Annotated in this window: 12 protein-coding genes; 7 read left to right on the plus strand and 5 right to left on the minus strand. The window is 64.7% G+C overall.

The window, feature by feature from the left end:
- Positions 1–101: 101 nt before the first annotated feature.
- The 3 genes from ASF57_RS15045 to ASF57_RS15055 all read right to left on the minus strand — a co-directional run bounded on the left by ASF57_RS15045 (position 102) and on the right by ASF57_RS15055 (position 3,052).
- Positions 102–1,748, minus strand: a complete 1,647-nt coding sequence (locus ASF57_RS15045; protein WP_244476956.1) for a hypothetical protein — start codon at positions 1,746–1,748, stop codon at positions 102–104.
- Between the two features lie 268 nt (positions 1,749–2,016).
- A complete protein-coding gene (locus ASF57_RS15050; protein ID WP_056484789.1) occupies positions 2,017–2,298 on the minus strand; it encodes a hypothetical protein in 282 nt (93 codons plus the stop codon).
- Between the two features lie 316 nt (positions 2,299–2,614).
- Complete coding sequence (locus ASF57_RS15055) at positions 2,615–3,052, minus strand: hypothetical protein (protein ID WP_244476957.1); 438 nt, start codon at positions 3,050–3,052, stop codon at positions 2,615–2,617.
- Between the two features lie 684 nt (positions 3,053–3,736).
- Here ASF57_RS15055 and oxlT point away from each other — a divergent pair.
- The 3 genes from oxlT (at position 3,737) to ASF57_RS15070 (ending at position 6,187) form a co-directional block, all read left to right on the plus strand.
- The gene (oxlT, locus tag ASF57_RS15060) at positions 3,737–5,053 is read left to right on the plus strand and encodes an oxalate/formate MFS antiporter (RefSeq protein ID WP_056182039.1); all 1,317 of its coding nucleotides are present in this window, start codon (positions 3,737–3,739) and stop codon (positions 5,051–5,053) included.
- Between the two features lie 128 nt (positions 5,054–5,181).
- Entirely contained in the window at positions 5,182–5,505 is a 324-nt protein-coding gene (locus ASF57_RS15065) for a hypothetical protein (protein WP_156376167.1), read from the plus strand.
- Positions 5,506–5,692: 187 nt separating this feature from the next.
- Entirely contained in the window at positions 5,693–6,187 is a 495-nt protein-coding gene (locus ASF57_RS15070) for a DUF2867 domain-containing protein (RefSeq protein ID WP_056484796.1), read from the plus strand.
- Positions 6,188–6,387: 200 nt separating this feature from the next.
- Here the strand turns inward: ASF57_RS15070 and frc are convergent, their stop codons facing one another.
- Both frc and ASF57_RS15080 read right to left on the minus strand, forming a co-directional pair.
- Complete coding sequence (gene frc, locus ASF57_RS15075; RefSeq protein ID WP_056182032.1) at positions 6,388–7,638, minus strand: formyl-CoA transferase; 1,251 nt, start codon at positions 7,636–7,638, stop codon at positions 6,388–6,390.
- 150 nt (positions 7,639–7,788) lie between these two features.
- Positions 7,789–8,223 carry a PAS sensor domain-containing protein gene (locus tag ASF57_RS15080; RefSeq protein ID WP_056182260.1) on the minus strand — a complete coding sequence of 145 codons (435 nt, stop codon included), beginning with the start codon at positions 8,221–8,223 and terminating at the stop codon, positions 7,789–7,791.
- Between the two features lie 340 nt (positions 8,224–8,563).
- On the opposite strand from ASF57_RS15080, the gene ASF57_RS15085 reads away from it, so the two are divergent.
- The 4 genes from ASF57_RS15085 (at position 8,564) to ASF57_RS15100 (ending at position 11,196) form a co-directional block, all read left to right on the plus strand.
- Entirely contained in the window at positions 8,564–9,007 is a 444-nt protein-coding gene (locus ASF57_RS15085; RefSeq protein ID WP_056182029.1) for an OsmC family protein, read from the plus strand.
- Positions 9,008–9,040: 33 nt separating this feature from the next.
- Entirely contained in the window at positions 9,041–9,454 is a 414-nt protein-coding gene (locus ASF57_RS15090; protein WP_056182025.1) for a nuclear transport factor 2 family protein, read from the plus strand.
- Between the two features lie 43 nt (positions 9,455–9,497).
- A complete protein-coding gene (locus tag ASF57_RS15095; protein ID WP_056182023.1) occupies positions 9,498–10,187 on the plus strand; it encodes an esterase in 690 nt (229 codons plus the stop codon).
- Positions 10,188–10,581: 394 nt separating this feature from the next.
- On the plus strand, positions 10,582–11,196 hold the full coding sequence (locus ASF57_RS15100; protein ID WP_244476958.1) for a sugar transferase: 615 nt from the start codon (positions 10,582–10,584) through the stop codon (positions 11,194–11,196).
- Positions 11,197–11,479: the final 283 nt, after the last annotated feature.

Here is an 11,479-nt window from a genome sequence, read left to right on the forward strand (position 1 = left end):
GATCCGTCGAAGCCGTGCTTCTTTTGAGGACGATCGAACCGAGGGATGCCCAGCGGCCCTTTCCGGCGCCGACGATCGGAGTGCGGCCCGAGGCGGACGTGTTATCCTGCTGAAGCCAGTTGGCGGGCTCGCTCGCCCCAGGCGCCAAGCGTACGCGCTTGGCTCGGGATCAGCACTTCGCCGGCATCCCCTAAGGTCGCGTCCATCCGGATCACGCCCAACTCCGTGAGTACGCGGTGGACGATCGGGTCCGCCTCCGCCAGCGCAGGTGCCAGACCGGTCACGCGGCCACGGTCGAGGCGAGCAAGAACGCGGCCGGTGCCCTGTTCGGCAAACCGGATCGTGATCATCCTGCGAAGGCAGTCGCGCAGGAAGCGCATGTCACCGAGCCTGTCCCGGGGCGGTAGGCCGACATACACCGCGTCGGGATCGCGCGCCTGGATGTTGATCGCCCGATAGCGATCGATATCGAGCAGGACCCGCACGTCGAGGATGTTCATGACGCCGCCCACCCCAAAGGCGACGGTTCGTGGCCGTTGGCCGTCCGGCACGCTATTGTCCAGAAACTCGAAATGGACTTCCTTGTCTCGCCGCAGCACCCAGGTGAAGAACAAGCGCGGCATGCCCGTATAGGCCTCCACGTTGTGCGCGAGCAGATCCTCGACCGCTTTGTAGCGGCCGAACTGCTGGCCCCGCTTCCAGGCCCGCTCCACCGTGGCGTCGGGCGGCGTGACCATGAACTGCATGTAGACCTGGTGCCCGAACCGGGTGAGGAGTTGGCTACCCATCTCGGTCCCGGGATTCACCGCGAAGCTGTCGAAGCGGAAGCGATCGATCAGGAGGTGGGAGATCCGACCTGCCTCCGCCTTGCGCGCCATGTAGCCGTCGAGCTTCCGGTCGACGATCTCGACCTCGTGCCCGGTGAGTGGGCCTGCATAGCGCCAGGCCGGGCCGAGGCTGTCGTAGTCGAGCAGATACTTGCGCCAGACATCCGGAGTGATCAGCGCAAAATCCGCCCAATCGAGCCCCAGGGATTCCACCAATGCGCGCTGATGCGGCCGGATCGTACTTTTGCCGGAGGCGGAGGACCCCTTCACGTTCAGAATGACGGGGCCGTCCTGCGGCCTGAGCCGCCCATAGCCCTCGCGGTCGATCACAGTCTGCATCCAGGGCTCGATCATCTCGCCGAGCGCACGACTGCCATAGCTGTTCGCGAAGAGAATGCCGGCGAGCTTGCAAAGCAGCGTCCGGTCGCGGAGCAGGAAGCCGCGACGGCCGATCACGCTGGCAACGACGGAGCGAAGCGCCGCGCAGGCTGCGATCGCCATAGGATCGGCGGCCTCGGCGGCGCGTTGCTGCCACGCATCGAGATGAAGCTCCGCCCTCCGCTCCGGGTCCAAGCCTGCACGCAGCGGGCGCGCCAGCGTAGAATCGTTTTGCCGGAAGGCGCTGGTCCAGAAAGTCAACCAGGACGGCGATGGGCGGATCGGCGGCGCGGACGGCAAGCCCTCGCCCAGCATCGCGGCGACTTCGATCTGGAGAAGGGCCGCAGCTTCCGCACGAAGCGCCGCGAGGCGGGTGGCGATCTGCGGAGCGTGGGCGGCGAGGCCGTCTTGGAGGATGGTGGAGACCATAGCGCGGAAGTTCACGCCAAGGTCGCCGTAGGTCTGCCCCATCGGCACGAAGAGATCCGCCATGACGCGGATCAGAACCTCATGGATCACCAGCCGTTCGGCCCGGAAGACCACGAGCTGAGTCAGTGGCAGACCGCTGACATCACTCATCTCGAAGGCGTCCGCGAGGGACGTCTCCACGTTCTCGATTCGAAACACCGTCGCCAGGGGCAGGATCGTGCGGGGAAGGCCTGACTCGAGACCCGGGTTCCAGGGTCCGCAGACATCATCGCGCGTGGCCGGCGGCGGGTCCTCCAGGGCACGGGTCAGCATGCCAAAACCTTCCGCCCCCCAAGAGACCCTTGCCCCGACGTCCCGGCTGAGACCTCGAAGATGAGAGCCGTCAGGCCGCCTGTGGCTCCTCGATCGCTTCCAGCCGGAGCTGATACTGATCGCCCCAGAGTTCACCGGCCTTCTGATACCAAGCGGTGTCGAAGTAGACGCGGCAGCAAAACTCGCTGGTCCAGATGCAGACTGCGATCAGACGACCATCGATGACCTTCACGTGGCGGCTGATCAGGCCGCCTGTAATTCCAGCTGATGGGCACATATCGATGCTGGTCATCCCGTAGCTGTTCTCGCCACTGAAGATCACGGGGCAGTCGAGGATGGCCAGAAACCGCATGGAAGTCCCTCCTTCATGAACCGACCGAGGATCGAGGCGTCACCGGGTGCGCCCTGTATGCTCGTCGGCGCCGGCCCCAAGAGCCAGCTTTGTTGTGCCTCATCCGCCAGACGAGGGTTTAGAAAAATCTGTGTTCAAACGAGATCAGGGTCAAGACGACCGCACCGCAAAAGCTTTTGTGCAGCACAAACCTTGCCTCACCGAATCTACATCTCGCAGTCCGATAAGTTGAAGACAAATCCTGTCACAACCCAAGCATCGGTGTCCTTTCCGACATCTTCCTACATTCCAACGGCTCATCACGGCGCAAGTTCGGTCACGCGACCTCGGCGCTTACCTCGGCGTTCGCCGTATCGCTTGGAGGCACCGCCGCAACGCAATCCCAGATGCTCTGGACAGAGTGGAGGGCGAACCCGTCCATGATCGCGATATGGTTGGTCTTGTGGGTGCAGAAGACGTGTAGACGATCAGCTGGGGGCGTCCGGATATCGACGGACACAACGTCTGGCGCCGTCAGCATCCACACCAGACTATCCAGGACCTCAAGACCCTGATCCGCCATGGCCTGAAAGATATCGCGCTCCGTCAGTAGACCCATGAAGGACCCGGTGTTCTCGCAACGCCCATCCACGACGATCAGGGCGTCGACATCGGGTAAAGACAAGGTTTGGATCGCTTCGCGAACGGAACGATCCATGCGGATGGCACGAACACGGGAGTCAGGACTGATCGGTGTCTGACGTAACTCCGTCATGCCTCCCCTCCCCGGATCTCGACGTCTTCTCGGATGAACACTGGTATACAGAATTTCAGCCGTCAACGCGCGCGCTGCAATATTATGCAAAAACCAGCAACAGAATCTCCCCTTTGTCGCCTTCGACGCTTCGGCCTGATCAGGCGTTCGCAAGCTGCGTTTTGCGAATCACCTCGGTATTTCGACGATTTCGTGCTGCATCGCAAAAATAATCGATCTGGGAGGCCAGTCTTCGCCTGGAACGGGCCACCCCGCGATTTTTTATGAACTTGGCTGGCAGACACGACCGTCTGGATACGAGAAGGTGCATTATCGCGCAGCTTCCGACCCCGGGAGCGCGAGGGTGCTGTCCGTCGCGGAGGCGCTCCGGTGTCAGGCGCAAAGTCGGTGGAATGGCCAAGCGATTGAGCCCGTTCCCCTCGAACGCACAGGTTGAGAAATCGATTGGCTCTTCCGACGCCAAAGCCCACGCTTTGTTATGAAGGCACTTCCGATTTTAATCCCTGTTGCTGCGTTGCGAAATCGATTTCTTGACCAAAGACCCTTGACGACTGCATCGGCGCGAGCGAGGCTGGTATTCCACATACCAGTCGGCACCAAGTTCGGCGGCGGGTGGCCTTTGCGCCCAGGATCGGCCCTCGAGCCGACCGCGTATCTCGTTTCAAAAAATGATGGAGGAAAGCCATGTCGAGGGCGGAAACTGCACCTGAGCGCGTATCCGACAGTTATCGATGGGGACAGCTCGTAATCGGCGTCATCTGCATGGTGATGATCGCCAACCTGCAATACGGCTGGACCTTCTTCGTCCCGGACATCCAGAAGAAATTCGGCTTCGATCGCGCCGCGATCCAATGGGCCTTCACCTTGTTCGTGCTGTTCGAGACTTGGCTGGTTCCGGTCGAGGGCTGGTTCGTCGACAAGTACGGCCCGCGCGTGGTGGTGCTGTTCGGCGGCCTGCTCTGCGGCATCGGCTGGGTGATCAATTCCTACGCCAGCAGCTTGAACATGTTCTATCTCGGTCAGGTCGTTGCCGGCATCGGCGCGGGCGCCGTCTACGGCACCTGCGTGGGCTCTGCCCTGAAGTGGTTCCCGGACAAGCGCGGTCTCGCCGCCGGCATCATCGCCGCCGGATTCGGCGCGGGCTCGGCCCTGACCGTGGCACCGATCCAGTGGATGATCGCCGATCACGGCTTCCAGGCCGCGTTCTTCAACTTCGGAATCGGCCAGGGCCTCGTCGTCTGCGCGCTGGCCTTCTTCTTCACCTCGCCGAAGAAGGGCCAGGTCCCGGAGGTCGTCGCCAACGCCAACATCATTCAGACCCGGCGCAATTACACGCCCGGTGAAGTCGCCCGCCAGCCGATCTTCTGGCTGATGTACTTCATGTTCGTCATCGTGGGCGCCGGCGGCCTGATGATCACCGCCAACCTCAAGCCCATCGCCTCCGACATCGGCGTCGACAAGGTTCCGGTCACGATCATGGGCATCACCATGGTGGCGATCACCTTCGCGGCCACCATCGACCGCGTGCTCAACGGTCTGACCCGTCCGTTCTTCGGCTGGGTCTCCGACAAGATCGGCCGTGAGAACACCATGTTCGTCGCCTTCGCGATGGAAGGCTTCGGCATCTACATGCTCTACCTCTGGGGCCATGATCCGCTGTGGTTCGTGCTGCTCTCCGGCTTCGTGTTCTTTGCCTGGGGCGAGATCTACTCCCTTTTCCCCTCGACCTGCACGGATACCTTCGGCACGAAGTTCGCCGCCACCAATGCGGGGCTGCTCTACACCGCGAAGGGCACCGCCGCCCTCCTGGTGCCCGTCGCGAACTACCTGCAGCAGGCGACCAACAGCTGGGACGGCGTGTTCCTGGTGGCCGCCGGCGCCAACATCCTCGCCTCGCTGCTCGCCATCGCGGTGCTGAAGCCCTGGCGCAAGCGGGTGGTGGCCCAGGCCCTGGCCGTCTCCGACGAGACCAAGCCGGCCTCGCGGATCGCGGTCGCCTGACTCTTCGGACCGAATGACAGCAGAGCGCGGGGGCCGGACCATCAGTCCAGGCCCCCGCGTCCGTTGCGGCCCCCAGGCAAAGCCTCGGTCTCAAGCAGGCAACGCCACACCTCAGGAGGAGATGTCCGATGCAGCCACTCGCTCCCTGGCGCCCGATGCACACCGCGCCGCAGACGATCGATCGGATCTGGCTCAATCATCTGACGCTCGGGCCGATCCTGGCGGAGGGACGGCCCGGACGCTGGTATGCTCCGAGCGCCGCCCATCAGGTCTGGCGCTGGTATCGCTCCGTCGAGACAAGCGCGATCGAACCGTTCAGCGGCTGGCTGCCCTTCGAGGCCGTGGCGGGCACGGCGCTCCCTGCGCGGCCCGCAGCCGACACCGGATTGATCCATCCCGGCCTGATCCGGACGGAAAGCACGTCGGAGGATCGGACGACGACGCGCACCTGATGTGTGCCGGGTGACCCGTCAGCCTGATCGCCCGGACCGATCCGGTCGCCCCATCGACGCCGGGTTCTGCGCGTCCACAGCCTGGATGCCCGTTCGAGGCATGCGCCGAGCGGCCTGTCCGCAGCGTGCCGAGCGCGTATGGTACAGGCCACGGTTGTCCTCAGGTCGAGACAGGACGTTGGCTACCATGAGCCCTGCCCGAACCCTGCAGCCGGTCGCGGATCTCGACTTCCACGATGTGCAGTCGATCCTGCTTCCCGTTGCGGTCACCCCGCTCGAGGCGTGGAATCTCATGACCGGCGCCCCCCGCCCCCTCATGCGGCTGGCGTTCCGTCTTCGCGATGCGATATCCGCGCCGTTCGGCGTCAAGCGCATCGGCGGATACGGCCGAGCGAACCCGAAGCAGGTCAGGGCCGGGGAGCGGCTGGATTTCTTCCTCGTCGAGCATGCTGAACCCGACGTGCTGATCCTGACCGAGCGGGACCGGCACCTCGACGTCATGATCTGCATCGCCACCGAGGGCCGCCGACTGACGATCACGGCCTCCGTCGTCACCCACAATGCCTTCGGGCGCCTCTACATGCTGCCGGTCGCACCGGCGCATCGGCGGATCGTCCGTCACGATCTCAAGCTCCTGCAGCGAATCCTGCGGGGCAGCGTGGCGAATTCTGCGGCCCCGTAACGTCAGGCGCCGCAGACCGTCGCACTGACCGCCACCGTGCGGTCCGATCCCTGGCCACATCGGAAGGCCGCATCCTCGCAGGGTAGCAGACCGCCCCCGGCGGGCGAACAGACCGCAGATCGTCCGGGCACGAACGAAGAACGGCGCGCCTCGCGGCGCGCCGTTGTATTCATTCTCGGGATGTTGCGGCGGATTTCGCCTCAGACGGCCCGGGCCTGGTGCAGATGCTCGATCTGCTGCTGCGTGTAGCCAAGGTCGAGCAGGACCTCGTCGGTGTGCTCGCCCAGCAGCGGCGAGGCCTTCACCTCGACCGGCATATCCGAGAACTTGATCGGGCTTCCCACCGTCAGGTACGAGCCGAGCTTCGGGTGCGGGACCTCAACGATGGTGCCACTGGCGCGCAGGGACGGATCGACCGAGAGTTCCTTCATCGACAGCACCGGCGAGCACGGGATGTCGAATTTGCGCAGGATGTCGACGGCCTCGAACTTGGTCTTGTCGGCCAGCCACGCCTCGATGGTACCGAAGATGTCCATGATCTTGTCCTGGCGAGCCCGGGCCGTGTTGTAGGCCGGATCGTCGATCCACTCTTCCTTGCCGATCGCCTTGCAGATCGGCGCCCAGGCATGGCCCTGGATGGTGAAGTAGATGTAGGCGTTCGGGTCGGTCTCCCAGCCCTTGCACTTGAGCACCCAGCCCGGCTGGCCGCCGCCGCCGGCATTGCCGCCGCGCGGCACCACATCCGTGAACTCGCCGTGCGGATATTGCGGGTATTCCTCGAGGTAGCCGAGGGCATCGAGACGCTGCTGGTCGCGCAGTTTCACGCGGCACAGGTTGAGCACCGAATCCTGCATCGACACGGCGACCTTCTGGCCCTTGCCGGTCTTGTTCTTCTGATGAAGCGCCGTGAGGATGCCGATGGCCAGATGCATGCCGGTGTTCGAGTCACCGAGGGCGGCGGCCGACACGGTGGGCGGGCCGTCCCAGAAGCCGGTGGTCGAAGCGGCACCGCCCGCACACTGGGCGACGTTCTCGTAGACCTTCAGATCCTCGTAATGGTGGCCGTCCGAGAAGCCCTTCACCGAGGCGAGGATCATGCCCGGGTTGAGTTCCTGGATGCGGGCCCAGGAGAAGCCCATACGGTCCAGCGCACCCGGACCAAAATTCTCGACCATCACGTCGGACTGCTTGATAAGGTTCTCGAGAACCTCCTTGCCCTCGGGGGTCTTAGTGTCGAGCGTCAGCGAACGCTTATTGGAGTTGAGCATCGTGAAGTAGAGCGCATCGGCATCCTCGACATGGCGAAGCTGCGTGCGCGTCACGTCGCCTGCACCGGGGCGCTCGACCTTGATCACGTCGGCGCCGAACCAGGCCAGGAGCTGCGTGCAGGCCGGGCCAGCCTGGACGTGGGTGAAATCGATGATCTTGGTACCCTCGAGCGGCTTGCTCATCGTGGCGTTCTCCCTGTCGCTTAAACCGATAGACTTGGTTGGAAGCCGTTATCCGACATTCTGCCCGGTCGATCCGGGTTCTGGTTTGGCCAACACGACCGGTGAAGACGCGGCTTCAGAGTCGTCCTGGTCCGATCCGGCGCGCCGCCTTCAAGCGACGCGGGATTCGAGGTCTGCGAGGCGCCGGCGCAGGGTGCGCTCGTCGTTCCAGCGTTCGGTCTCGTCGCGGATGATCGCGGCGATTCCGGTGACGTTCTGGTCGGGACCGTGGATCAGCCCGACCGTGAAGGCGATGGAGAGCGCGCGCCCGTCCTTGTGGATCGCCGGAACCCGCAGGACGTCGGCGCCATACTTGGTCACCCCCGTCGCCATGGTTTTGGCGTACCCGTCCCAGTGGCGCTTGCGCTGTCGCTCCGGGGTGATGAGATCGAGGGACTGGCCGATCGCCTCCTCCGCCGCGTACCCGAAGATGCGCGTTGCGGCCGGATTCCAGACGGTGATCGCCCCCGCAGGATCAGACACCACCACCGCGTCCCCCGCCGCCGCCACCAGCGCCGCGAAATCGACGTCCTGCGCCATGGTCATGCCGTCTGCCGGCGGCCTCGCACTCCGCATCGTCGGATCGAAAGGCTCAGGGATTTCGGCATCGGACACTCCTCTGTTCTCCGCCGGGCCGGAACCCAGACGTTGGCGTTGCGAGGACTTGCTGTTTCGACGACTTGCTTTTTCTCTGCTTCCGTCGTTGGTATTTGGTATGCCAACGATTAGAGGGTGTCAACCGAGGCGTTCCGCACCGCTCGTGGGTTTCACACCGGGGCCATGAGGCCGGCCGTGACTGCCCGCGGAAGGGGTCGGAGCAGGGAGGCGAGCCGGAACGTTCTCGGATCGGTGCCGACAGAAAATGGTCGTCTGAGGGAGACACGCGATGGGGCCGAGCCCGAGCATCACAATCACGCAGATCGAAGGCTACAAATTCGCGGTCGATTTCGGCAGCATCCTGCCACACTTGATCGTCGACGAGGCCGTGCCGATCGGCAAGGGCGAGGGTCCCTTTCCCGAGCAGTTGCTGATGAGCGCCGTAACCAACTGCCTGTGTGCCAGCCTCGTGTTCGCGCTCGGAAAGTACAAGCAGGATGCGGGCGGGATTCGGGCCGAGGCCCATTGCGAGGTCACGCGCAATGCCGAGAACCGCCTCCGCATCACCGGGATTACGATCGCCATCATCCTCGGGGCGACGGCCGACGCCGTGCCGCGCATCGACCGGGTGCTGGAGCAGTTCCAGCGCTTCTGCACCGTCTCCGAGAGCGTCCAGGCCGGCATACCCGTCGCGGTGGCTGTCCGCGATGCGGCCGGCACGCTGCTGTCCTGAGAGTCCACCACCTCCGTTACGGAAGGATCTGCCATGACCCATTCGGATCGCACCACCGACACGGCCCCGGCGTCAGCCGCACCTGCATTGACTGCGCAAGCCCCGGAAGATCTGGCCCGCCTCTTCAACGAACGCGCCAATGCGGGTGACGTGGAGGGCCTGGTGGCGCTCTACGAACCGGATGCCGTGCTGGCCGCCGGCCGGGTGGTGGCGACCGGGCATGCCGAGATCCGGAAGTTCTATGCCGACCTGCTCGCCCGCAAGTCGGACTTTCCGGCGGCCGAGGCCCTGCCGGCGATCCGCAACGGTGACCTTGCCATGACCTTTGCGCGCCTGCCCAACGGCACGATCTCGACCGAGACGGCCCGGCGTCAGGCCAGCGGCGGATGGCTCTGGTCGATCGACCAGCTGAAAATCAAACCGCTTCCGGTGGACAAGGCGGACTAGCAGGCCCTCGGCGCCGCCCCACCCATCCGCCACAGAGGTTCGCATGATCGATCCCCAGCTCGCCGGGCGGCTCACCTTCGCCCATCGGCTTCCGACGAAGCCGCCCCTGCCTCCGGGGCGCCATGCCCTGGAATTGTTTGCCGAACGCGACGCGATGCTGGTGGTGCCGGATGGGATCGTGCCGCGCCGGCCGACGCCCCTGGTGGTGCTGTTCCACGGAGGCGGCGGCAGTGCCGAGAAGATCCTGCCGATGCTGGAGGACCACGCAAAGGCACGCGGCTTCCTGCTTCTGGCGCCCCAATCGCTGTTCCCGACCTGGGATCTGGTGATCGGCGGGCATGGTCCCGACCGCGAGCGGCTCGATCAGGCGCTCGCCGAGGTGAGCGCGCGCTACCTCCTCGACCCGACGCACCTCATCTTCGCGGGCCATTCGGATGGCGGCAGCTACACGCTCTCCCTCGGCCTCGCCAACGGCCACGTGGTCACCCACCTCCTCGTCTCCTCGGCGGGCTTCCTCTCCGTCCACCTGCAATCGGGGGCGCCGCGGATCTTCCTGTCGCACGGCACACGCGACGAGCAGATTCCGATCGCCCGCAGCGCCCGGGTCCACGTCGCCCAGTTGCGAGAGGCCGGCTATGAGGTGATGGCGGTCGAGTACGATGGGCCGCACGCCTACGATCCATCCGTGGTGTCCGAAGGGATAAGGGTCCTCCTCGAGGGTACGACCTCCTGAAGGTCCGAACGCGCCGGACGAATGCCCGGAGTCTCGCCGGCCCCTCGCTTCTTTGCGCCGGCACGACCCGGAGGACCTGCTGCAGCCTGATCGACAACGTCCACGATGCGGTCCGACGGCACGCGGCGCTCGGTTTCTGCGCGCCGATCCGAACAGGAGCCACGACAGGACAGGTCGCCCGCAGATCACGCCCCGCTCTACGCGAGCAGATCAACATCAGTGCAGGACTGGCGCCGCAAATATAAGTATGAACCCTTTTCGCCAGCTCGACGTTAGGACGGAGTTAATCCTAATCTTGAGCACCGCGACGATGCCGTTTGGCCCTTGGAAGAACACATCGGATCGCGCTGCGCGAACGCTTGTGATGGCAAATTCACACGCGGACGCTCCGTCCATGCTGGAAGTGTTGGGCAAACGTGGATTGGATATTTCCGTTGCCGCCATCGCGCTCTTTCTGCTCCTCCCGCTGCTGCTGATGCTCGGCCTGCTTGTCTGGGCGAGCGACCGCAAGGCGCCGATCTTCCGCCACATGCGGATTGGACGCGATGGCCGCCACTTCGGCTGCCTCAAGTTCCGGTCCATGATCACGGACGGCGATGCCGTGCTGCGCGCGCATCTGGCGGCGAACCCCGCCGCGCGGCACGAATGGGAGGCGACGCACAAGCTCACTCATGATCCACGGATCACGAAGCTCGGCTCGATCTTGCGCAAGACCAGCCTGGATGAGCTGCCCCAATTGGTGAACGTCTTGCGCGGCGAGATGAGCCTGGTTGGCCCCCGCCCGATCGTTTCCAGCGAGATCGAGCGCTACGGCGCGGCGTTCGCGACCTGCTTTTCGGTCACGCCTGGAGTGACCGGCCTGTGGCAGGTGTCGGGGCGCAGCGATTGCTCGTACGCCGAGCGGGTCGCCCTCGACCTCGACTACGCCACGCGCTGGAGCTTCTCACGCGACATGGCCATCCTGTTGCGGACCGTCCCGACCGTGCTGACGCAGCGCGGCAGCCGCTGACATTCGGCAGCGCAGGCGTCGCTTCACAAGGTCGGGAACTCGATCGGATGGGACCCGGTCCGATTCGCCGGGGTGCCTTGCCTGCATTGCACCCGCACCTGGACCTGAACCCGGGAATCCCGATCGCGGCATGGCCGAACCCATGCCGTGTCTGCATCTATCGCGAAGCGCCCGTCCTGGATCGGGCGCGGTTCTCGGATGAAGACGGGATCGGGAACGGCTTTTCGCGGCGCGCCGGCGCGTGAGACGTCCGCGAACAGAATCAGCTGCCGGCCTCGGTCTT

It is taken from the genome of Methylobacterium sp. Leaf117 (genome assembly GCF_001422985.1).
In the GTDB taxonomy this organism is placed as follows: Bacteria; Pseudomonadota; Alphaproteobacteria; order Rhizobiales; family Beijerinckiaceae; genus Methylobacterium.

Excerpts from the sequence above, each read along its gene's own strand:
- frc (WP_056182032.1), bottom strand. The coding sequence starts at position 7,638 with ATGAGCAAGCCGCTCGAGGGTACCAAGATCATCGATTTCACCCACGTC.
- ASF57_RS15100 (WP_244476958.1), top strand. The coding sequence starts at position 10,582 with ATGCTGGAAGTGTTGGGCAAACGTGGATTGGATATTTCCGTTGCCGCC.
- ASF57_RS15080 (WP_056182260.1), bottom strand. The coding sequence starts at position 8,223 with ATGACCATGGCGCAGGACGTCGATTTCGCGGCGCTGGTGGCGGCGGCG.
- ASF57_RS15095 (WP_056182023.1), top strand. The coding sequence starts at position 9,498 with ATGATCGATCCCCAGCTCGCCGGGCGGCTCACCTTCGCCCATCGGCTT.
- ASF57_RS15055 (WP_244476957.1), bottom strand. The coding sequence starts at position 3,052 with ATGACGGAGTTACGTCAGACACCGATCAGTCCTGACTCCCGTGTTCGT.
- ASF57_RS15090 (WP_056182025.1), top strand. The coding sequence starts at position 9,041 with ATGACCCATTCGGATCGCACCACCGACACGGCCCCGGCGTCAGCCGCA.
- ASF57_RS15085 (WP_056182029.1), top strand. The coding sequence starts at position 8,564 with ATGGGGCCGAGCCCGAGCATCACAATCACGCAGATCGAAGGCTACAAA.
- oxlT (WP_056182039.1), top strand. The coding sequence starts at position 3,737 with ATGTCGAGGGCGGAAACTGCACCTGAGCGCGTATCCGACAGTTATCGA.
- ASF57_RS15070 (WP_056484796.1), top strand. The coding sequence starts at position 5,693 with ATGAGCCCTGCCCGAACCCTGCAGCCGGTCGCGGATCTCGACTTCCAC.
- ASF57_RS15065 (WP_156376167.1), top strand. The coding sequence starts at position 5,182 with ATGCAGCCACTCGCTCCCTGGCGCCCGATGCACACCGCGCCGCAGACG.
- ASF57_RS15050 (WP_056484789.1), bottom strand. The coding sequence starts at position 2,298 with ATGCGGTTTCTGGCCATCCTCGACTGCCCCGTGATCTTCAGTGGCGAG.